General features: G+C 64.6%; 11 protein-coding genes, 1 tRNA gene and 1 pseudogene. 10 read left to right on the top strand and 3 right to left on the bottom strand.

All coding sequences use genetic code 11. The features are described from left to right. Window positions 1–54 precede the first annotated feature (54 nt). The 5 genes from KFO72_RS07315 to KFO72_RS07295 all read left to right on the top strand — a co-directional run bounded on the left by KFO72_RS07315 (window position 55) and on the right by KFO72_RS07295 (window position 3,779). Window positions 55–131, top strand: a tRNA-Met gene (locus KFO72_RS07315). Between the two features lie 205 nt (window positions 132–336). Continuing rightward, window positions 337–882: an NUDIX hydrolase gene (locus tag KFO72_RS07310; protein WP_007588050.1), complete on the top strand. Its 546-nt coding sequence runs from the start codon at window positions 337–339 to the stop codon at window positions 880–882. A 19-nt stretch (window positions 883–901) separates the two neighbouring features. Beyond that, on the top strand, window positions 902–1,639 hold the full coding sequence (aat, locus tag KFO72_RS07305) for a leucyl/phenylalanyl-tRNA--protein transferase (RefSeq protein ID WP_054930335.1): 738 nt from the start codon (window positions 902–904) through the stop codon (window positions 1,637–1,639). Window positions 1,640–1,775: 136 nt separating this feature from the next. Then, a complete protein-coding gene (locus tag KFO72_RS07300) occupies window positions 1,776–2,615 on the top strand; it encodes an arginyltransferase (protein WP_062915427.1) in 840 nt (279 codons plus the stop codon). Window positions 2,616–2,744: 129 nt separating this feature from the next. Continuing rightward, window positions 2,745–3,779, top strand: a complete 1,035-nt coding sequence (locus KFO72_RS07295) for a quinone-dependent dihydroorotate dehydrogenase (protein WP_060600488.1) — start codon at window positions 2,745–2,747, stop codon at window positions 3,777–3,779. 55 nt (window positions 3,780–3,834) lie between these two features. On the opposite strand, the gene lepB is transcribed toward KFO72_RS07295, so the two are convergent. The 3 genes from lepB to KFO72_RS07280 form a co-directional block, all read right to left on the bottom strand. After that, window positions 3,835–4,524 carry a signal peptidase I gene (lepB, locus tag KFO72_RS07290; protein ID WP_054930333.1) on the bottom strand — a complete coding sequence of 230 codons (690 nt, stop codon included), beginning with the start codon at window positions 4,522–4,524 and terminating at the stop codon, window positions 3,835–3,837. Window positions 4,525–4,681: 157 nt separating this feature from the next. Next, window positions 4,682–5,686, bottom strand: coding sequence for a Gfo/Idh/MocA family protein (locus KFO72_RS07285; RefSeq protein WP_060600486.1), 1,005 nt, complete (start codon window positions 5,684–5,686; stop codon window positions 4,682–4,684). A gap of 137 nt (window positions 5,687–5,823) precedes the next feature. Beyond that, window positions 5,824–6,534, bottom strand: coding sequence for a FadR/GntR family transcriptional regulator (locus KFO72_RS07280; RefSeq protein WP_036004805.1), 711 nt, complete (start codon window positions 6,532–6,534; stop codon window positions 5,824–5,826). Window positions 6,535–7,405: 871 nt separating this feature from the next. Here KFO72_RS07280 and KFO72_RS07275 point away from each other — a divergent pair. The 5 genes and pseudogenes from KFO72_RS07275 to KFO72_RS07255 all read left to right on the top strand — a co-directional run. After that, window positions 7,406–7,645: pseudogene (locus KFO72_RS07275) on the top strand (acyl carrier protein); the annotation flags it as partial. A 1,042-nt stretch (window positions 7,646–8,687) separates the two neighbouring features. Beyond that, complete coding sequence (locus tag KFO72_RS07270) at window positions 8,688–9,422, top strand: Crp/Fnr family transcriptional regulator (RefSeq protein ID WP_036004799.1); 735 nt, start codon at window positions 8,688–8,690, stop codon at window positions 9,420–9,422. Window positions 9,423–9,799: 377 nt separating this feature from the next. Next, complete coding sequence (locus KFO72_RS07265) at window positions 9,800–10,603, top strand: 4'-phosphopantetheinyl transferase family protein (RefSeq protein ID WP_225031749.1); 804 nt, start codon at window positions 9,800–9,802, stop codon at window positions 10,601–10,603. Between the two features lie 627 nt (window positions 10,604–11,230). Beyond that, window positions 11,231–21,154 (top strand): non-ribosomal peptide synthetase/type I polyketide synthase, encoded by a 9,924-nt coding sequence (locus KFO72_RS07260; RefSeq protein WP_225031748.1) that lies wholly within the window; start codon window positions 11,231–11,233, stop codon window positions 21,152–21,154. A gap of 60 nt (window positions 21,155–21,214) precedes the next feature. Next, on the top strand, window positions 21,215–23,494 hold the full coding sequence (locus tag KFO72_RS07255; RefSeq protein ID WP_225031747.1) for a condensation domain-containing protein: 2,280 nt from the start codon (window positions 21,215–21,217) through the stop codon (window positions 23,492–23,494). Window positions 23,495–23,523: the final 29 nt, after the last annotated feature.

The raw sequence follows: 23,523 nt of genomic DNA, 5'->3' as shown, positions 1-23,523 counted from the left end.
TAAAAACTGATTGCATTGAGCATGCGGTTGCCCTATAATCTTTTCTTCGACGGACGCGGGGTGGAGCAGTCTGGCAGCTCGTCGGGCTCATAACCCGAAGGTCGTAGGTTCAAATCCTACCCCCGCAACCAGTAGTCACTGGTTATATGTTCCATGTGTCATCAAGTACCGTCGCACCATCAAACCCGCCAATGGCGGGTTTTTTGTTTTGCGGGCCTGTTCTCGCTTCAGGATGAAATCGTCATGGTCGCTACGCGCTCGCGCGGGGGCCGCAGGCGTCATCGAGAACCCCCGCCCCGGTGATACACTCCCATCACCGTTTCCCATCCCCTTCCTATGAAATTCTGTTCCGTCTGCGGCCACGCAGTGAGCCTGAGCATTCCGCCCGGCGACAACCGTGAGCGCTTCGTCTGCGCGAGCTGCGGCACCGTGCACTATCAGAATCCGCGCAACGTGGTCGGCACCGTCCCCGTCTGGGACGACAAGGTGCTGCTGTGCCGGCGCGCGATCGAACCGCGCTACGGCTACTGGACCCTGCCCGCAGGCTTCATGGAAATGGGCGAGACCACATCGGAGGCGGCGTCGCGCGAAACACTGGAAGAAGCCGGTGCGCGCGTCGAAGTGCAGAACCTGTACACGTTGCTGAACGTGCCGCATGTGCATCAGGTGCATCTGTTCTATCTCGCGCGGCTGCTCGATCTCGACGTGGAAGCCGGCGAAGAGAGCCTCGAGGTGCGCCTCTTCGAAGAGCATGAAATTCCATGGGACGACATCGCGTTCCCAACCGTCGCGCAAACCCTGCGCTTCTTCTTCACCGACCGCGCGTCGGGCAACTACGGTCTGCACACGGGCGACATCTTCCGCTCGCTGCGCGACGGCTGACCACAACGACAGCTGTCGCATGGTTCCCTGGCTAGGCCCCGACGACCCGTTTCCGCCCGTCGAACGCGCGCTATCCGCGGCGAGCGGCGCGCCGGGCCTGCTCGCGGCAAGCGCGGACCTGCTGCCGTCGAGACTCATCGACGCGTACCGGCGCGGCATTTTTCCGTGGTACTCCGACGGTCAGCCCGTGCTCTGGTGGACGCCCGACCCGCGCATGGTCCTGCGCCCGCGCGAATTCAAGATTTCGCCTTCGCTGAAAAAGACGCTCAAGCGCGTGTTGCGCGACGACGCCTGGGAAATCCGCGTCGACGCCGACTTCCCCGCCGTGATGCGCGCCTGCGCGCTCACGCCGCGTCACGGCCAGCGCGGCACGTGGATCACGTCGGACGTGATCGACGCCTACACGGCATTGCACCGCCGGGGCGAGGCGCACAGCATCGAAACGTGGCACGAGGGAAAGCGCGTCGGCGGGTTGTACGGCGTGTCGTTCGGCAAAATGTTCTTCGGCGAATCGATGTTCGCGGACGTCACCGATGCATCGAAAATCGCGCTCTCCGCGCTCGTCTTCCACTTGCGACGTCACGAAATAGAAATGATAGACTGCCAGCAGAACACGTCGCATCTGGCGTCGCTGGGCGGCCGCGAGATCGCGCGCAAGGCCTTCGTCGCGCATGTGCGCGCAAGCGTCGACGCAGCGCCGATCCCCTGGTCGTTCGACAAGACCGTCGTGCGCGATCTTTTTGCGCCGGCGGCGTGATGCGCAGCGTCGTCGAGGGCCGACGCCGCGTGAAAGATGACAATCGCCATGGACGCGTCCGCCGGGCACGCTGCAAGCTACCGTTGAGCAGCAAGCCGGATTGGGCAAATCCAGAAACGCTTCGAGAGCTGCTAACGTGACTCACCCGAATGAGCTGCCGCTTTCACCGCTTTCGGCGCTGCAATTCTATGCAACAGCGCCTTACCCTTGCAGTTATCTGGAAGGGCGCGTCGCGCGCTCGCAGGTTGCGACGCCCAGCCATCTGATCAACTCCGACGTCTATACCGAACTCGTGCGCGCGGGCTTCCGCCGCTCGGGCGTGTTCACGTACCGGCCGTACTGCGACGGCTGCCGCGCGTGCGTGCCCGTGCGCGTGCCCGTCGAACGCTTCACGCCGAACCGCACGCAGCGGCGGGTGTGGAAACGGCACGGCAGCCTGATCGCGACCGTCGCACCGCTGCACTACGACGAAGAGCACTACGCGCTCTACATGCGCTATCAGTCGGCGCGCCACGCGGGCGGCGGCATGGACCGCGACAGCCGCGACCAGTACGAGCAGTTCCTGTTGCAAAGCCGGATCAATTCCCGCCTCGTCGAATTCCGCGAGCCGGCCAATCCCGGTTACGCGGGCCATCCCGACATGCCCGGCACGCTGCGCATGGTCAGCATGATCGATATCCTCGGCGACGGGCTGTCGTCGGTGTACACGTTCTTCGACCCCGACCTGCCGCACACGAGTTTCGGCACCTACAACATCCTCTGGCAAATCGAGCAGGCGCGCAGTCTGAAGCTGCCGCACGTGTATCTCGGCTACTGGATCCGCGAAAGCCCGAAGATGGCTTACAAGGCCAATTTCACGCCCCTCGAAGGGCTGTTCGACGGAACGTGGAAGGTGCTCGATCCCACCGCGCTGGAACTCTCACCCGTCGAAGCCGCGAAAGCGGGCGCGCGCGGCACGCGCGGCGAACGCAGCTGATGGCGCGCGGCGTCGCGATTTCGCTGCTGGCGGCCTGTCCAGACGGGCTTCAACACCGAAACGTCGATAGCCGGCGCGCCGAACCGTTAAAATAGCGGGTTCTCATTTTCAGCCGCCAGGCGCCCCGCCGTGTTCAGTTCCCTTTATCCGCTCGTACGCGCCCAACTCTTCCGCATGGACGCGGAAGACGCCCACCATCTCACCCTGCGCGTGCTTGGCGCGGCCGGACGCACCGGCATCGCGGGCGCGCTCGCGCCGCATGTGCCCGATTCGCCGCGCACCGTGATGGGACTGACCTTCAGGAACCCGGTCGGCCTCGCGGCGGGTCTCGACAAGGACGGCGCGTGCATCGACGGTCTCGCGGCGCTCGGCTTCGGTTTCATCGAAGTCGGCACCGTGACGCCGCGCGCGCAGCCGGGCAATCCGCGCCCGCGCATGTTCCGTCTGCCGCAGGCGAATGCCGTGATCAACCGGATGGGTTTCAACAACGCGGGCGTCGACCAGTTCGTGAAGAACGTGCAGGCCGCGCGCTATCGCGGCACGCTCGGGCTGAACATCGGCAAGAACGCCGACACGCCGATCGAGCGCGCCGCCGACGACTACCTGTATTGCCTCGAGCGCGTCTATCCGTTCGCGAGCTACGTGACCGTCAACATCTCGTCGCCGAACACGAAGAACCTGCGCCAGTTGCAAGGCGCGGACGAACTCGACGCGCTGCTCGCCGCGCTGAAGGACAAGCAGCAGCGTCTGGCCGACCTGCACGGCAAGCTCGTGCCGCTCGCGCTGAAGATCGCGCCGGATCTCGACGACGAGCAGATCAAATCGATCGCCGATACGCTGTTGCGTCACCGGTTCGAAGGCGTGATCGCGACCAACACGACGCTCTCGCGCACCGCCGTGCAAGGCCTGCCGCACGCCGACGAAGCGGGCGGCCTGTCGGGGCGTCCTGTGTTCGATGCATCGAATGAAGTGATCCGCAAGCTGCGCGTCGAAGTCGGCAGCGAGGTGCCCATCATCGGCGTGGGCGGGATTTTCTCGGGCGCGGACGCGCAGGCCAAGCTCGATGCGGGCGCCTCCCTCGTGCAGCTCTACACGGGCTTCATCTATCGCGGCCCCGCCCTCGTCGCCGAGTGCGCGCAAGCGCTTGCCGGTCGCCGGGGCTGAGCCACGAACCGGCGGCGCGCGGACAGACGGCTAGCGGTGCATCGGTAGAGCAACGCTAGCGCGCCGCCACCGCATCGAGCCGTGCGCCGAACCGGTCGAAGCGCGGTTCGTAGAAGTGATCCGGGTCGAGCGAAAACGCGACGCGGCGCGTGCGGCCCATCAGCTCTTCACGCGGAAAGAAACCAAAATAGCGCGAATCCGCGCTGTCATCGCGATTGTCGCCGAGCATCAGATACTCGCCCGCGGGCACCGTCACGGGGTCGAACGAGCGGCGCGGGCTCGGCGCGACTTCCGAGAGCCGCACGACATGCGCGACGCCCGCGAAACGCTCGGTCAGATAGTCGCCGGGCGAAGCGGCGTCGCCGGGCAGCGGCGCGAGCGCCAGCGGCTGATAGCTCGCCCGCACGCCGTTCACGTACAGCACGTTGTCGCGCATCGCAACGATGTCGCCAGGCAGGCCGATCAGGCGCTTCACGATCAGTTCGTGCGCGGCGGATGAATCGATCGTCACGATGTCGCCGCGCTGCGGCTCATGCAGATGCGCGATGGCAATGTGCGTGAGCGGCACGCGCAGATCGTAGGCCATCTTGTCGACGAGAATGCGGTCGCCCTCGCGGATGGTCGGCAGCATCGAACCGCTCGGCACGACGTTCCAGTCGGCGATTGCGCTGCGAAACAGCACCATCAGAACGATAAATGCGACGAGACTCTTGTACTCGCGCCACAGCCGGGCCAGCATGCGCATCATCGCGCTCCTCGAAACAGCATGTCTACGGAAGGAAAACGAAACCGGCCGGCCTGGTGGTCAGGCGCGAACCGGGCCGAACGCACCGGCGCCCGCCTGCACCCACACCCGCACCGGCCGTGACGATCGTATCATTGCGCGCACTCGTCCCGCAGCGTCACTCGCATGGAAACCTGAGACCCAGTGCCGCGCGCGCCGCATCGGCCATCTCGATCATCTGCCGCGACTTCGCGTGCGTCATGATGGGACTTTCGAGTTCGCCCCGGCGAACCAGTTCGCAGAAGTGCGCGGTCTCGTAGTTCAGGCCGCCGCCTTCGAACGGCGCATCGAGCTCGACGACACGTCCATCCACGTAGCGGACCGTCGCGCGCGCCGGGTTCCACCAGTTCTCGTGAATCGTGACGTGACCCAGCGTGCCCGCGATGAACGCATCGCCCTTGCCGAACAGGTCCAGTCCGCAAAAGAGCTGCGCGATGCCGTTCTCGTGGCGGCTGTTGAGGCTCGCGAACGTGTCGACGCCCGTCCGCCCGAGCCGTCCGAGCGTCTGCACGTCGAGCGGCGCGCCGAGCCAGTCGACGGCGAGAAACATCTCGTAGATGCCGATATCGAGCAGCGCGCCGCCCGCCTGGTCGAACGACAGCGACGGATGATCGTCCGGCACGCCCGGCACCGAGCAGCCGGCCCGCACAAGGCCGATCGCACCGATGGGATCGGCCGCCAGATGGGCGCGCAGCTTTCTGTAGAGCGGATAGAACGGCGGCTTCATCGCTTCCATGAAGAGCCGTTGCGACGCGCGCGCGCTGGCGATCACGCGATCGAGCTGCGCCGCGTTGACCGTCGCGGGCTTTTCGCACAGCACATGAATACCGGCCTCGAGCGCGGCCGTCGCGTAGTGCGCGTGGCTGTCCTGCATCGTCGCGATATAGAGCGCGTCGATGCCGCTTTGAAGGAGTGTGTCGAAGCTGTCGAACGCCTGTGCGCCATGTTGCTGCGCAAACGTTTCAGCGGGAGCGCGGCGCCGCGACCAGACTGACGTCAGTCGCGTGTCAGGGACATGCGCGAGGCTTTGCGCGAAACGATGGGCGATGCGGCCTGTGCCAACGATGCCCCAGCGTACTGTCGCGGGATGCCCGGAATGGTGGTGGGTTGCTGCGTTATTCATCGGTCGCAAAAAGGTGTCCGTCCAGTGAGTGACAGCCGACATTGTCGCCGATGTCGCGTATCACTTCGTCGGACTCGCCTTCGCACGGCCTCGCGTGCTGCCTGGTCACGCTGGTACTGTCTTTCTCCTGCCCGGCCTCAGGCCGCCGCGTCCGGCATGGCACTGCTCAGGCGGCTCATCGAGAAATCGATCAGCGCGATCGCCGCCGTTTCCGCTTCCTTCGCATCGTGCCGCTCGATCGCGTCGACCACCCGCGAATGCAGCCGCACCGTCTCTTCCCATGCGCTCTGCGGCAGATCGACGAGCGGCTTCAACGCGGACAGCGCGCCGCGAATGATGGCCGCCATCTGCTGGAAGAACTGGTTGCCGCTCGCAATCACGATACGCGTATGCAGTGCTTCATCCGCAGTCTGATGCCCGGGCTCGCCGGGCGGGCTGTTGCGGAAAGCCTCGAACGCATCGCGGATCGCGGCGATGTCCGAGGCGTTGCCGCGCGTGGCCGCCTGCGCAGCGGCGCGCGGTTCGATCAGCACGCGGAACTCGATCACGTCGCGCAAGAACGTGGGATCGGGCTTCGCACGAAAGCGCCAGTTCACGACGTCCTCGTCGATCATGCGCCAGTCGTGCATCGGCCTGATACGCGTGCCGATCTTGGGCCGCACGTCGAGCATGTGACGGGCGAGCAGCATCGACAGCGCCTCGCGCATCACCGTGCGGCTGACGTCGAATTCCTTCGACAATACGTCTTGCGGCGGCAACACCGCACCGTACTTCTCTTCGACGATCCCGGTCACAAGACCATCCATAACCTTGCTGACCAAGGAACGTTCTTTATTGGTTTGTTCCATCATCCTTCTCCCCGATGCGGCGTTTCTCGCCTGCGATGAATGTTGATCACGTGCCCTCGTGTCATTTGTTATTTTGCGAACATTACGTTGCTTCGCTTTATCTGAATACGCCAGTCGGGAAATTACTCGACAGGGTATTCCCTCCGATCAATTGTTTCTTTCGTGTAACGCGTCGTGAAGCGAAGTCAGCAGTACATCGCAGCCAGCCTGCGCGAATGGGGAAAAATTGCATTGAAAGTACTGTACTCATACGTCGGATAATCCCTTGCGGTTACATTCGTTACGTTTGTTACCGATCGAATCAATTAGCAGTCCGCATGCAAATCGTCCGGGCGTATCGTCTCTCACCGTTTCCGTCCATTCGATTCTTCCGGCCCGCTTATCGAGCGTATGGCAAAGCTTCTTTCCGATTTGCGCTTCTGTATCCTCCTCTCTATAGCGACTCGTCATCCCGTGCAATGATGCATCGCGCTCACCCGAATCACCCATGACGTCCATCACGCGTCAATGCTTCGATGCAACACATCTGAGCGCCATTGGAACCGATCTTCAGCGTCCCTCTCTGTACGTGTACACACACTTTCTTCGCGCTTTGAGATCAATGTAACCCGTGTGCCGGACACGGCGCAGCGCCATCCCTTCTGCTTGTCGACATCGGGAATCTGTCTGCTGTACGGCCGCGCGCCTGCACTCTCGCGTTTCCGTGTGGCAACGCACTGACGCCGGCGCGTCGCAATCCGTTAAATAGATTCAACCGGCGCACCCGTCGCGATCGACCATCCTGGATCATCGACGGGCTCTGGCAACCGCAAGCCTATACGCCGGACCTGAGCCACTAGCGGCTGGCCTACACCCATTGAGGGCTGCGCTCATGAAAACGGTACTGCGACGCATTCTTTCCGAATGGGCACGGCTCGACGTGCCGCCCGACATGCTCGCCGACGACGCAGACCTTTATGCAGCCGGCCTCTCGGCAATCGGCACCGTGCAGCTGATGCTATCGATCGAAGACGAATTCGACATCGAGATCCCGAACCGCATGCTCACGCGCGACGTGTTTTCGAGCATCGAGTCACTGGCTGCGGCCGTGACCGAATTGCAGGGCGCGCGAGGCGGCGGTAGCCTGAACGCGCCGCTCATTCAGGCGGCCTCGGTGGGAACGTTCTCGCCCGACGCGTTGTAGCCGCCGCGCTGACCGCGACGGCATACGCTAGCGGGCGTGTTTGCTGCCGTTGCAGGACTGATCGGTCCCGGCGATTCTCATCAATGAGACAAACCGGACGCGGACCGTGCAGGTTGAAATAGCCCGGTCACGTGAAGATACCGTCAACGTTGCCCATTTGAGTTGAGGCACGCGCTCGCCAGTGACGCTACGGGTAGCGCGTTGCATCACAACGCGTTCATTTGCATGACCGCAGCGCTTCACGCGCTTCGCCCATATCGCGGGCGCACAGTACCGAGAAGACAAAGTACGGGTACTCAGCGCAACAGGCGCGATGTGCTGCCGCAAAACGTTTGCGCATCCCTACGGCTTGCTGCCGCCCATCCAACTGAAGAATGACGGAGCGCGCCAACACTCGCGCTCGAGCCGTTGGGATTCGTACGACACAATCGCGCTGCAAAAATCCCGCTCTCCTCCAAAAATCGGTTTTCGGTGCGGCAGCACACTAAATTGATGGAACACATCTGAATCAAATCGCGTTCAGCGCGGAATCACTCTTCGGTGGGCGTTTCGCCCGTGTTTCACGCCTGATCGGGCTCAACAGGTCATTGGCAGGCTATTTTCAACCCATGCAAAATCAGTGAGTTACCTTGTATAACTTAAGATGAATTCTCGAATCCGCCGACAAATGCCATTGTGCAGTTTTGAAACAAAACGATACGTTTTAGGCGATTCGACGAAGTTGCTCGTCACGCTGCGCCGCACCAGCGCTCATTTTCCAGTCGTTTGGCACAGTCCTCGCTAGATGGTGGGCGCAGTGAATTTGCCAACGTCGATGCAGACATTCACAACAACGGCATCGACGGATGGTTGACGGGGCTGGTCTGTACGTATCTCGCCGCAAGCCAGGCGGCAAGACATCGGGAAGCGTGCAGCGCCGGGTTAAAAAACAAGGGGTCGTGCAGGGCACGGCTTCATGCGAGGACCGATCATGTTGACGCTTCAATCCGATCTGCACGGCAATCATTTGCTCGGCGCATTGCCGTCCCATGAGTGGCAGGCCATTGCCCCTCATCTCGAACTCGTTCATCTGCGCACGGAGCAACTGCTGTGCGACTCGGGACAACGTATCCATCACGTCTACTTCCCGACCACGGCCATCATCTCGATGCTGTCGACGATGGAAGACGGCGGTTCCGTCGAAATCGCCGCAGTGGGCCGCGAAGGCATGACGGGCGTGCCCGTGCTGACGGGCGGCGAGACCATGCCGAACCGCGTGCAGGTGCAGTGCTCGGGCTTCGCGTACCGGATGACGGCGCAAGCGCTGCGCCAGCAGTTCGCACGCTCGGATTTCCTGCGTCGCCTGATGCTGCTCTACATGCACGCCCTGCTCACCCAGGTCGCGCAAACGGCAGCCTGCAACCGGCATCACTCGTTGAACAAGCAACTTTGCCGGTGGCTGCTGATCGAAGTCGACCGTGTCGCATCGGACGATCTGTCCGTCACGCAACAGCTGATCGCCGACATGCTCGGCGTACGCCGCGAAGGCATCACGGAAGCGGCCGGCAAGCTGCACAACGACGGCCTGATCCATCACAGCCGCGGCCACATCCGCGTGCTCGATCGCAAGGGTCTCGAAGCGCGCGCCTGCGAATGCTACGGCCTCGTGAAGCGCGAGTTCGACCGTCTGTTGCCGCGCCTGCGTGAAGCCGAAACGGTAGGTTGAAGTGTGCAGCTGCGCGATGGTGTGGACGGACTCGATTGCAGGTCGCGGCGCGCGGGTTTGCAATCGACAGCTTTGAACGGTTCCGTGAAGAGGTAGCGTGCGGCGTCAGCACTGGCCTGGCGATCGCACGCGATCCTGTTCGACCTCGTGACATTGCGCGCCTGCGTATCAACCGGGCGGCATCGCGTCAAGCGGATGTACCCGACTGTGAAGTGCGGCGAAGAACATCGGGTTGCAATTTTGATTCAATCTCGGACCGCCTTGCGTTCGCCGCAGTCGAGGCCATCTAACCTCGCCAATCTATTAGCAATCCATATTTACTTAATGGATCGAAACTGGCGGGTCGCGGATGAATTCGGACGAACGGAGCGCAGACCATGTCGTGGCTGATCGCCGATGAGGCATGTCAGCCCGCTGATGTCGATCCTGTAGAATCGACCAGCCCTACGCCCGTCGAGTCCAGACTTTCCATGCCCTCTTCTCTCCTTACGCGCCCCTCTACGCAAGAAGTGCATGTCTGGGAGTGGGACCTCGATGCTCGCGCCGACGATTTTGAACGGCACTGGGAAACGCTATCGGAGGAAGAGCGCGAGCGCGCCAACCGGTTCCGCTTCGAACGGCATCGCCGTCGCTATGTGGCAGGCCGGGGCGAACTCAGGCAGCTTCTTGGCCGCTATGTCGGGTTAGCGCCATCGGCGATCACGCTTGGCTATGGTTCGGATGGCAAACCGTTCTGCGCGAGCCAGCCCGCTGAGTGGCGGATCTGCTTCAATCTCAGCCACAGCGAAAATGCAGCGGCGCTCGCCGTCTCGAACGGTTTCGAGGTCGGCATCGACGTCGAACAATTCCGGACGATCGAAGAGAGCTTGCCGCTCGAAGTATTCTCCGCGCGGGAGCGCGCGCAATTCACCGCCTTACCGGACGCGGAACGGCAGGACGTCTTCTTCGAAAGCTGGGCGCGCAAGGAGGCCTGCCTGAAGGCGCTCGGCACGGGCTTCATCCTGCCACCGACCCACTTCGAGTTCGATCTTTCCATTCACGGCGACACGACACCGCGCCTGGTCGGCGGCGAAGCGGAGGAAGCGACGCATTGGCACATTTGTGCCCTGTCATCGCGTCCCGGCTGCGCGGGAGCGGTGGCAGCACGACGCACGAACTGGTCGATCGTCAAAATGAACTGACGGACGGCATCTGCAGGCACGCAGCGCGGACATTGCTCCACCTGTAGCGCCCTGCAACCTCGCCGTTCGCATACATCGCAGTACCAACTAAATATTCCAACGAAAGGTACGACTGTCCTATTGACTGGCGAGTATAGCCAGAGCGCGTCCGCACGCACGAGCATGCTGAAGCACGGGCCTGCCGGGCAAGCATCCATTTTCGTTTTCCGTCATGCCGTGACGCAGTTTCGCCACGCGCAACCCGACCATCAACCGTTGACCATCGCGTCGAAGCGACCGTCACTCTGCCGACGTTGCGGCTGCTGGCACACCCATTCCCGCGACGGGATGCAGGTCAGGAGCATCACACGATGCACCTGTTTGCGGCATGAGGCGCGGCTTGGCGCCATTCCGTACGAACTCCTCTGCGCAATGTGTTGTTGCGACGCCCGTGTGTGCGACGGCGTACGGATAGGCATCCCGCAGGAGTTTAACTTTCACTTACCGCAAATTTCGCGTTTGAGGCGTGGGACACGCGTGGACAGCCACGTGCTGCCTGCGCTTCCCGTAACCGGCCCCGCAACATGAGCGCCAAGCGCCACGCGAGGCTCAGTTCAATTCCTTCATCACACTTCTGGAGACCGGCAGATGTCACATAGAGATGGATATTTGAGCGACTTGCCGGGCGGCGCAGGTCATGCACCTGGCGTAGCGGCGCGCTTCGATGCCGTATGTGGCGAGTTTGGCGATCATGTCGCGGTGATCGACCAGACGGGTGAAGAGCAGTATGCCGCCCTCGGCGAGCGTTCGGCCCGCCTCGCAAGCGTCCTGACCAGCATGGGCCTGGAGCGAGGCGATCGTTGCGCCATCATGGTTCCGCGCAGCCGGGACACGCTGGCGTTGATGCTGGCCATCCTGCGTCTTGGCGCCGTCTATGTGCCGCTGGACCCTGCCTATCCCAAAGCCCAGCTCGATTTCATCGTTGCCGATTGCGCGCCCAGGCTCATCATCGCGGAAGGGGCGGCGCTTGCCAGCGTGGGCGACCTGAATGGCGTGATGATCGATCTGGCCGAAATCGTGGCATCGTCGGCAGTTGTCGATCCCGCTCCGCTGCATGCGACGGGTCCCGACGACCCTGCCTACATCATGTATACGTCCGGCTCGACGGGCAAGCCCAAGGGCGTGATCGTCCCGCATCGCGCGATTCTGCGCCTCGTGCGCGATCAGACCTTCACTGCCCTGTCGCCGCAGACGCGCTTCCTCAACCTCGCGCCGCTTGCCTTCGATGCAAGCACGCTGGAGATCTGGGGTCCGCTGCTGAACGGCGGCAGCGCCGCGATCATCAACGAAGTCCAACCTTCGCTCGACACGATCGCCGCCGACATGGCGCGGCTCGGCGTCACGAGTGCGTGGTTCACGGCGGGCCTCTTCAATGCGCTCGCCGACTATCGGCTGGAGGCCTTTCTGCCGCTCAAGGAAGTGCTGACGGGCGGCGACGTGCTGTCGCCCGTGCATATCCGCAAGGTCATGGAGGCCCACCCCGGGCTGCAGATCATCAACGGCTACGGGCCGACCGAAAACACGACTTTCACCTGCTGCTACCGCATTCCGCGCGACAGCGAGGCATCGGCACAGGGCGAGGCGATTCCCATCGGTGACGCGATCGCGGGCACGCGCGTCTACATCGTCGACGACAAACTGGTTCCCGTCAGCGACGGCGAAGTCGGCGAGCTCGTCACGGGCGGCGACGGCGTGGCGCTCGGCTACCTCAATCGCCCCGAACTGACGGCGGAAAAATTCATCGACGACATCTTCACGCGGAGCGGCAAGCTCTACCGCACGGGCGACCTCGTGCGCCGCCGCCCGGACGGCGCCATCGATTTCCTGGGCCGCAACGACCGGCAGATCAAGATCGCGGGCAAGCGCATCGAGCTCGATGAAATCGAGCATGCACTGCGCGTTGCGCCCGGCGTCGCCGATGCGGCCGTGGCGGCATTCGAAGGCCGCAGAGGCAAGTCGATCGCGGGCTTCGTGAAGGCCGATGCAGCCGATGCCGCACGCTTCCTCGACGCGTTACGCGCGCATCTGAAGGCTGCCATTCCCGATTACATGGTCCCGGCGGAACTGCGTGTCCTGCCGGACTTTCCGTTGACGCCGAATGGAAAGATCGACCGCAAAGCCCTGCTCGCGGGACTCGATACGCCCGCCGCAGCGGCCGCCGAAGCCGGGCCGGTCGACGACGACATCGCCGGAAAGCTGGCGGCCGTGTTCGAGGGGCTGCTCGGCAACCCCGTCGATCGCCGCTCGAACTTCTTCGATCTCGGACTGCGCTCGCTCGATCTGATGCGGGCACATGCCATCATCGCGCGCGACGTGTCGGCCAAGGTCGCGCTGGTGGACCTGTTCCGGCATCCCAACGTCGAGGCGCTGGCCACGCATCTGCGCGACGCGCTCGGCCTGGCGCAGCAAGGCGCCATCCGGCGGCGCCGGGACGTGCAAGACGGGGCTATCGCCGTCGTCGGCATGTCCGGACGGTTTCCCGGCGCGCGCAATGTCCGCGAATTCTGGGCGAACGTCCTCGCGGGGCGCGACTGCATCACGCATTTCGACGTGGCGGAACTGGAAGACAGCTTCGACGACGGCTCACGCCGCGAGGAGCGTTATGTGAAGGCACGGCCGATACTCCAGGACGTCGACCGCTTCGATGCCGGCTTCTTCGGAGTGCTGGCACGCGAGGCCGCGCTGACCGATCCGCAACAGCGCCTGTTCCTGGAGATCGCCTGGGAGGCGTTCGAGGATGCCGGCTACGATCCGGCGACGATCGCCGGTGCCGTCGGCGTGTTCGCCGGCACCTCGATGAACACCTACTTCCTCAAGCACGTCCTGACCGATCGTGGCGTGATCGACGAGTTCACGAGCCAGTTCCAGATTGGCGAGTATCAAAAGCTGGTCGGCGCGGGCGATTTCGTCGCCACCCGCACCGCCTACAAGCTCGGCCTCAGAGGGCCTGCCATTTCGGTCCAGACGGCATGCTCCACATCGCTGACGGCGATCGGCCTCGCGGTCGAGAACCTTCGCGCCGGGCGCTGCGACATGGCGCTGGCGGGCGGCGTATCGATCACCTTCCCGCAGAAGCGCGGCTACTTCTACGAAGAAGGCGGAATGGGCGCGCCCGACGGCGTTTGCCGCCCGTTCGATGCCAGCGCCCGCGGCACGGTGTTCGGCAGCGGCGCGGGCGTGGTCCTGCTGAAACGTCTCGACGATGCCATCGCCGACGAGGACCCCATCTATGCCGTGATCCGTGGTGTCGGCATGAACAACGACGGCTCCGACAAGGTCGGCTTCACTGCGCCGAGCGTCGACGCACAAGCCCGCGCGATCGCCATCGCGCACGCCGAGGCGGGCATCGACCCCGCCACTGTCGGCTATATCGAAGCCCACGGGACGGCGACGCCGCTCGGCGATCCGATTGAATTCGCGGGCCTCGTGCAGGCATTCCGCCTGGGGGGCGTCGAAGGCGGCCAGTTCTGTGCGCTCGGCTCGGCGAAGGCCAACGTCGGACACCTCGACGCGGCAGCCGGCGTAACGGGTTTCATGGCGGCGGCGCTCGCGCTGCGCGATCGTACGTTGCCTCCCCTCACGCATTTCCATGCGCCGAACCCGGGCATCGACGTGACGAACAGCCCGTTCTTCTTCAACGAGGCAGCGCGTCCCTGGGCGGATGGCCCGACGCCGCGCCGCGCGGGCGTGAGTTCGTTCGGCGTCGGCGGAACGAACGTCCACGTGGTGCTGGAAGAAGCGCCGCATCGCATCGACGCATCCGAGCAGCAAGACGGGCTGCAGATACTGCCGCTTTCGGCAAGGAGCGCAGCAGCGCTCGAACGCGCGAAGGCCAATCTTGCCAGCCATCTCGCGGCCAATCCCGGCGTCTCGCTCGCCGACGTGGCAGCGACGCTGCAAACGGGCCGCCGCGCCTTCACGCATCGCGCCGTGGTGATCGCCGAGAGCGCCGATCAGGCCCAGGCGAAGCTGCAGAAGGGCGCGATCGAAGCACAGGCCCCGCAGACCGCGCCGCCCGTCGTCTTCATGTTCCCCGGGCAGGGCTCGCAATATCCGGGCATGGGTGAAGCGCTCTATCGCACCGAGCCTGTCTATCGCGAATGGATCGACAAGGGCGCCGAAGCGCTGGCTGCGCACGTCGGGCTGGATATCCGCACGCTGATGTTCAGCGATACCCCGGAAGGCGACGATACCCCGCATCCCATCCGTTCGACGATCTACGCGCAGCCGGCGCTGTTCCTCGTCGAATACGCAGTGGCGCAGTTGTGGATATCGCGCGGCATCAAGCCGGCGGCGATGATCGGCCATAGCGTCGGCGAACTGGTCGCCGCCTGCGTGGCCGAGGCAATCGCCTTCGAAGACGCGCTGTACCTCATCGCGAAGCGTGGCGCGCTCATGCAGTCGGCCGAACCGGGCGCGATGCTGGTGGTGCGTTTGTCCGAGGCCGATCTCAGGCCCATGCTGCCCGCCGATGTCGATCTGGCCGCGATCAATGCGCCGACGCTGAGCGTGGTGGCGGGCCCGTTCGCCGCCATCGAAGCGTTCGAGGCCACGCTGAAAGCCGGCGATATCGAGCATCGGCGCCTGCACACGTCTCACGCCTTCCACTCGCGCATGATGTCCGGCGTCGTCGAAGATCTGGCAAAGCTCGCCGATACCCTTTCGTTCGCACGCCCGAAGATTCCGTATGTGTCGTCGGCGACGGGGCAATGGGCTTCAATGGATCAGCCCGTGCCGGGACGTTACTGGGCCGGACATTGCCGCGACGTGGTGCGCTTCAGCGACGCGCTCGCCACGGTGACGGCGGAAGGCAAGCCGCTGCTGCTCGAAATCGGCCCCGGCCGGACGTTGACCACCTTTGCGATGCAGGGATTGCCCAAGGACCGGTATCTGGGCGCGATGGCCTCACTGCCCGATTTCGCGATGCGCGACCGCGAGCTTGCCGTTCTCGCCGAAGCGACCGGGCGGCTGTGGTTGAACGGGCTCACGCCGAACTGGAAAACCGTCCAGCAGAAAGCCGCCCGCCGCATTTCGCTGCCGACCTATCCGTTCGAACAGGAACGGCACTGGATCGACGCCCCTGCAACTGCCTCTTCACGCAACCTCACGACGCAAGCCGCGGCGATTGCCGCTCCAGCCTCGTCCGATGCCATCACCACCCTCTCTCAGACCGCCATGACCCAAACCGTCCAAATCGACCGCAAACCGCGCCTGATTGCCGAACTGGCCGCTCTTCTCGCCGAGATTTCCGGTGAGGCGCCCGATACGTCCGACCCGAACATGACCTTCTGGGACCTCGGTTACGACTCGCTGTTGATGGGACAGGTCTCCCGGCAGCTTCGCCGTCGCTACGACGTCACGGTCAGCTTCCGGCAGATCATGAGCGACTATCCGACGCTGCCTGCATTGGCCGAGTTCCTCGACGGCGCCATGCCGCCCGATCCCGAACAGCCGGCCGCAGCGCCCGTTGCCGTTGCCGCGCCCGTTGCCGCACCCGTTGCCCTTACGGCGCCCGTCGCGGCCGCGCCCATCGTGGCCGTGCCTGGCTTCGCCGCTCCGGCGATGGCGGCAGCCCCGGCCTCGGGCGATATCCAGTCGGTGATCCGCGACCAGATCGCCGCGATGCAGTCGTTGATGGCGCGTCAGCTCGACGTGCTGCAAGGCGCACCGCTGGCCGTCCAGCAGCCTGCCGCCGCCGTGCAGGCAGCAGCAGCACCCGTGCAAGCCAAGGCGCCCGTGCCCGTCGCGGCAGCCGCCGCGCTTAAGCCGTCCGCCGGCCCCGAAATTAAGTTCGAGGAAAACCGCCCGACGCGCTTCACCGCCTACAAGCCAGGCGCGACGAACTCCGCCCAGATGACGGATGCGCAGACCGCGTTCATCGCGGATCTGACGGCGCGCTACTCGGCGAAAACACCGACCTCCAAAGCGCGTACGCAGTCCTACCGTGCCGTGCTCGCCGATCCGCGTACGGCGAGCGGCTTCCGCGAGGAATGGAAAGAGCTGGTCTATCCGATCGTTGCCCAGCGCTCCAAGGGGTCGAAGATCTGGGACGTCGACGGCAATGAATACATCGACATAGTCAATGGCTACGGCCAGACCGCGTTCGGCCATACGCCCGATTTCGTGGTGGACGCCGTCAACGCGCAGATGGCGGAAGGCTTCGCGATCGGACCGCAGTCCCCGCTGGCGGGCGAAGTCGCGCAGATGTTCGCCGACATGACGGGGCATCAGCGCGTCACCTTCTGCAACACCGGCTCCGAAGCCGTGATGGCGGCGATGCGCCTCGCGCGCACGGTGACGGGCAAGGACAAGATCGTCTGCTTCGACGGCGACTATCACGGCCAGTTCGACGAAGTCCTCGTCAAGCCGGGCAGCGAGGCGGGCGTCCCGCGTGCCTTCCCGCTCGCCCCCGGCATCCCGCAGAACTCGGTGGGCAACATGGTCGTGCTGCCCTACGCCAGGTCCGAAAGCCTCGAATGGATCAAGGCCAACATCGACGATATCGCCGGTGTGCTGTTCGAGCCCGTGCAGTCGCGTCACCCCAATCTGCGGCCGAAGGAATTCGTGCAGCAGCTGCGCGACATTACGGCGGCCAATGACTCCGCGCTGATCTTCGACGAGGTCGTGACGGGCTTCCGCGTCCACCCCGCCGGCATGCAAGGCTACTGGGGCATCAAGGGCGACATGGCGACCTACGGCAAGGTGGTCGGCGGCGGCCTGCCCGTCGGCGTGCTGGCCGGCAGCGCCCAGTTCATGGATGCGCTCGACGGCGGCCAGTGGCAATTCGGCGACGCATCGGTTCCCGAAGTCCCGCCGACCTTCTTCGCCGGTACGTTCGTGCGCCACCCCGTGGTGCTGGCAGCGATGAAAGCCGTGCTGCTGCATCTGAAGGAAGCCGGCCCGGCGCTGCAGGAAACGCTCGCCGCCCGCATGGACGGGCTCGTGCAACGCATCAATGGCCATCTGGAGAAAGTCGGCATCGCGGCACGCGCCGAATCCTTCTCGAGCTGGTTCTACGTCAGCTTCGCGGGCGAAGACCGTCTGGGCAGCCTGTTCTATCCGTATATGCGCTACCTCGGCGTGCACATCATGGAAGGCTTCCCCTGCTTCCTGACAACCAGCCATTCGGACGAGGACATCCGCAAGATCGGCGACGCGTTCATCGAAAGTATCGCCGCGCTGCAGCGCGTCGGCATTCTCGGCAGCGCGCAGGAGGCCCCGGCTGCCGTGCCGCAGGCCGAACCGCTGCAACTCACGCAGGCGCCCCTCACCGAACCGCAAAAAGAAATCTGGCTGTCGGCTCAGCTGGGCAACGAAGCCTCGCTCGCGTTCAACGAGTCGTTCACGCTCGAACTGAACGGCAACCTGAACGAGGCCGCGTTCGAACGCGCCTTCGCGGCCACGGTGGCCCGCCACGATGCGCTGCGTGTGCACTTCTCGCGCGTCGGCGACACGATGTTCGCGGACCCGGCGACGGCCGTTCCGCTGGAAAAGATCGACCTGTCCGGCCACGCCGATCCCGCCGGGCAACTCGCGTCGATCATCGATGCGGAAGCCCGCGAGGCGTTCGATCTCACCCGCGCGCCGCTCGCCCGTGCCGGGCTCGTGCGGCTGGAAAGCCAGAAGTGGGCCTTCGTGTTTACCGCCCATCACATCATCTGCGACGGCTGGTCGATCAACATCATCCTGCGCGATCTGTCCGCTCTCTACGCGGCGGAAGTGTCGGGCGTCGAGGCGGAACTCGACGAGGTGCAAAGTTTTCTCGCCTTCGCCAAGGCGCAGGATGAAGCCGGCGTCGACGCGGACACGCGCGAGTTCTGGATGAACCTCCATCGCGAGCCCGCGCCGCAGCCCGATTTGCCCGGCGATCGTCCGCGCCCGGAACTCAAGAGCTTCAGCGGCGCGTCGACCACACGCCATCTGGGAGCCGACCTTCTGAAGCAGGTGAAGACCGCTTCGTCGAAGCAAGGCTGCTCGCTGTTCGCCACGCTGTTCGGCGCGGCCCAGGTGCTGTTCGGCCGGCTGTCGAACAACGACGATGTCGTGATCGCCGCGCCGATGGCTGGCCAGTCGCAAGCGGGCGAAGCGCTGCTGGTCGGGCACTGCGTCAACTTCCTGCCGCTGCGGGTCAGGTTCGACCGCAACCAGCCTTTCGCCATGCACATGAAGGCGGTGCGCGATCATCTGTACGACGCCGGCGACCGGCAGAACTACACCTATGGCGCGCTGGTGCGCGACCTCGGCCTCAAGCGCGATCTCAACCGGCTGCCGCTGACCGATCTGCAGTTCAACCTGGAGAAGGTCGACGGCGAACTCGACATGGCGGGCGTGACGACGCGCTTCACGCCGAACGCGAAGGCGTATAGCAACTTCGATCTGTTCCTGAACGTCATCGAATCGGCAAAGGGTCTGCGTCTGGATTGCGACTTCAACACCGACGTCTATGACGAAGCGACCATCCAGCGCTGGCTCGGCTACTACGAAAACCTGCTGGGCGCGATTGCCCGCGATGCCGGCACCACGATCGCCGCACTGCCGCTGCTCAACGATGCCGAGATCCACTATCTGCGCGATGAACTGAACGACTCGCAGCGTGCCTACGATCTCTCGCAGACGACTCCCGCGATGATCGCCGCGCAGGCTCGTCAGACGCCCAATGCGCCGGCCGTCTCGGACGAGGTCCTGCGCCTGAGCTACGGCGAGCTCGATGCAAGCGCCAGCCGGATCGCCCGCAGTCTCGTGGCGGCAGGTATCGCGCCGCGCGGACGCGTCGCCATTGCAATGGACCGGAGCGTGATGACGGTAGCCGCCATGATCGGCGTGTGGCGCGCCGGTTGCGCCTACGTGCCGCTCGACATGACGATGCCCCCTGCGCGCCTGCGCCAGATCCTCGACGGTGCCGACATCGCCGCCGTCCTCACGGATGGCGCAAGCCGGGCCGTGCTGGAACCCGGCGCGCACCGCGTGCTGGACCTGGAGACGCTGCTTGCGCAACACGACGACGCAGCCGTGACGTTGCCTGACGTATCGGATGCGGACTCGGCCTACGTGATCTTCACGTCGGGCTCGACGGGCCAGCCCAAGGGCGTGGAGATCGGGCATCGCGCGCTGAGCAACTTCCTGCTGTCGATGGCGCAAGCGCCGGGCTTCACGGCCAGCGACCGGATCGTCGCCGTCACGACGTTCTCGTTCGATATTTCGGGTCTCGAGCTGTTCCTGCCGCTGATCGCGGGCGGGCAAACCTTCATCGCAGGCCATGCCGAGGTACGCACCGGCTACGAGCTGGTGACGCGGCTGAACGAGCAGGCTGCCACCGTGCTCCAGGCGACGCCGTCGCTCTGGCGCATGCTTCTGGAAGCCGGCTTCAAGGTCCCGCAAGGCTTCAAGATCCTGTGTGGCGGCGAGCCGCTGCCGCGCGATCTCGCCGACGCGCTGCTGGCGACGGGCGCGGAAGTGTGGAACCTCTACGGTCCGACGGAAACGACGATCTGGTCGTCCGCCTCGCGTGTCGTGGCGAACGGCGCAGTGGTGATCGGCGCGCCCCTCGCGAATACGCAGCTGCATGTGCTCACCGACGACCTGCATCTGGCGCCGCAAGGCGTGAGCGGCGAACTGTGGATTGGCGGCGATGGCCTCGCAAAGGGCTATTTCAACCGCCCCGATCTCACCGATGCCGCGTTCAGGCTGGTGGCCATCGAAGGCGCAGCGCCGTGCCGCCTCTACCGCACGGGTGACCTGGCCAAACGCCTCGCCGATGGCTCGCTGCAGCACCTCGGCCGTCGCGACCAGCAGATCAAGCTGCGCGGCTTCCGCATCGAGATCGAGGATATCGAGGCTGCGTTGCGCAAGGCGCCCGGCGTCGCCGCCGCTGCCGTCGCGCTGCATACCGTCGGCGACAGTCCGCGTCTGGTGGGTTACCTCGTCGGGACGGCCTCAGAGAAGACCGACCACGCAGCCGTCGCCGCGCACGTGGCCGGGCAATTGCCGGCGTACATGGTGCCGACCCTGTGGATGACGCTCGACGCCCTGCCGCAGACCAGCAACGGCAAGCTCGATCGCAAGGCCCTGCCCGTGCCGACCGCGGACATGGTGGCCACGCCCGTGCGTCCTGCGCACGCGGCGCTCAAGGTGGTGCCGCCCGCTCCGATGCCGATCGAACCCGTGGCCGCCGAGGCCATCGTGATCGAGCCCGTGACGGCAGAACCCGCCGCCATGACGCAGACGCAGTCGACCATCGCAGCGATCTGGGCAGACGTGCTCGGCCTCCAGCAGGTCGGCCTCGACCAGCAGTTCTTCAGCCTCGGCGCAGACAGCCTCCAGCTGTTCCGCATCGTCGCGCGAATGAACGAGCGCGGACTGGGTGTCGATGCGCGTCAGCTCATGAAGAACCTGACGATCGCCGAACTGGCGGCAAGCCTCGACGGCCCGCCGGCTGACGAACTGATGGCGGCGCCTGTGGTCGCCCGTCCGTCGATCCTCAATTTCAAGCGCAGAGTCGCCGAAGGAGTCTGAGCGATGAACGGACTAGCCTTTAAGATCGCCCCAGCTGACGAAGTCGAAGCCAGCTACGCCGTGTTCCCGGCGACGGCCTGCCAGGTCAGGTTCTGGCATGAGCAAAAGGCGTCGCCGAAGGCCTCCGCGCTCAACATCGCGTTCCGGCTGCAGTTGTCGGGACCGCTGGACGCCGCGAGCATCGAACAGGTGCTCCGCGAACTGGTTGCGCGGCACGAGGTATTGCGTACCGGCTTCCTGATGACGGGTGCAGGGCTGCGTCAACAGGTCTGGAGCCGCGCGCCCTTCCAGCTCGACGTGGTCGACCTCAGCGGTTTCGACGAAAAGGAGGGCCTTGCGGAGGCCGAGCGCGTCGGCGGTCAGCAGGCCCGCACGCCGTTCGCCCTGACGTCGCCCTCCTTCTTCCGGGCCGTGTGGTTGCCCAGGTCGGCCACACAGGGTGAACTGCAGCTGACCTTCCATTCGCTCGTGATGGACGGCTGGTCGTTCGCGATCCTTGTGCGCGAACTCGTCGAAGGCCTGGCGGCCGTGCATGCCGGCCTCGAGCCCGCCTATCCCGATGTCGATCTTCACCACGGCGACTACGCGCTGTGGAAGGAAGAGTTCCTTGCCAGCGGTGCGCTCGATCGCGCGCGCGCCCACTGGCGCCAGGAGCTGCAGGATTTCAGCCGCTTCGATGTTCCCGGCGATCGTGCGCGGCCGCAGGCGCGACGCTTCCAGGGCATCATCCGCTCGATTCTCCTGCCCGGCGGGCTCAGCGACCGGCTGATCGCGGCTGCCAAGGCGCAAGGCGTCACGCTGTTCAGCGTTGCCGCCGCGAGCCTCGCGATGGCCTTACAGAAGGCGGCAGGCCAGACGAAGGTCGCCATGGGCACCCAGATGTCGGTGCGGGATCAGCAGGAACTCGAAGGCGTGGTCGGGCCGCTGATCAACACGGTGATACTGCGCCTCGACGTGCCTCAAGGCAGTAGCGTGGCCGCCGTCACGGCGCAGTGCGGCGCCAAGCTCAGCGACGCCATCGAACATCTGCACTTGCCGTTCGAAGAGATGATGGAGATGGCGGGCGAGGTAGCCGATGGGGATCGCCCGCCGCTGTGCTCGGTCAATTTCGCCCTGCAGCAAAGCTTCGTAGGCGGCGGCGACGAAGTTCGCCGGGGCGTTTTCGCTGCGACGACCTCGCCCTCCTTCAACGCCGGCGCGCTCTACGACCTGAACTTCTTCATGGTGCGGCGCCCGGATGGCTGGCGCATCTCCTGTGAAGGCGACACCGACCTCTATGACATCGGGACGATAGACGGACATCTGGCGAAGTGGCGCGAGATGCTGGAAACCGTCGAGATCAACGCGAAGCTGCCGGTGGCGCCCGCTGCCGCGAAAGCAACGGCGACCTTCGTGGCGGGCGTCGGCAACAGCGGTTTCATGAGTCAGGCCGAACTGGAAGCGAAAGCGCGCAATATCGTGCGCTTCAACGAGAATGCGCCGGGCACGCCCATCATCGCGCTCAACAACACGGCCGTGTTCTATGAACTGGCCCGGCAGATCGGCGACGAACGTCCCATCATCGATATTCCGATGATCCCGGAAGGCGCCCCGCGCGAGTTCCCGCAGCGCGCGTTCCAGGACGTCGCCGCGGACGCCGTGCGGCTGATCCGGCTGGCCCGGCCACACGGCCCGTATATTCTGATGGGACACTGCGTGCTCGGCGCGCTGTCGCTGGAAGCGGCCCATCAGCTCAGGCGCGAAGGCGAAACGGTGGAGCTCGTCATTCTCAACGATTCCTGGTGCCCGGGTTATCGCGAATCGATGCCCTGGTACGACCGGCAACTGCGCAAGATGCAGGTGCGCGCCGACAACATTCCGCGCGACTTCCGCAAGGCGCTGCGGGGCGAGACCTCGATGGTCTCGTTCCTCAACCAGTACCGGATCGTCCGCTGGCTCGGCATTGCCAACCTTGCGCTCAAGCTCGGCCTGATTCAGGGCAATGCCTCAGAGCATATGGTTTCGGAGAATCGCTGGTACATCGAATATCTGCTCGCGCAGCAGGCGCGGTATCGTCCTGCCCCCTATGACGGCGACGTGCAGATCTTCCGCAGTGGCCAGGTGCTCAATGGACGCCTGTTCGCGCACGATCTGGGATGGGAGGCAGTCGTCACGGGCAAACCGGACAACCTGGTCGTCACCGAGGTGCCGGGCATGCACGACCAGATCTTCCGCCCGGCGGGTGCGGCTGTCATCGGCAAGCAGTTGCGTGAGCGTCTCGCCGGCATCGAGGCCAGCACCATTGAAGCCCCGGGCGAACCCGATGCGCCGGCAGCAGTCCTCAGCCATGCCGAAGCCTAGATTCGGCGCGAGATAAGCTATGCACGCCG

This window comes from Paraburkholderia sp. XV, assembly GCF_020177535.1.
Lineage (GTDB): Bacteria > Pseudomonadota > Gammaproteobacteria > Burkholderiales > Burkholderiaceae > Paraburkholderia > Paraburkholderia caribensis.
This window is presented reverse-complemented; position numbering and strand designations above follow the sequence as displayed.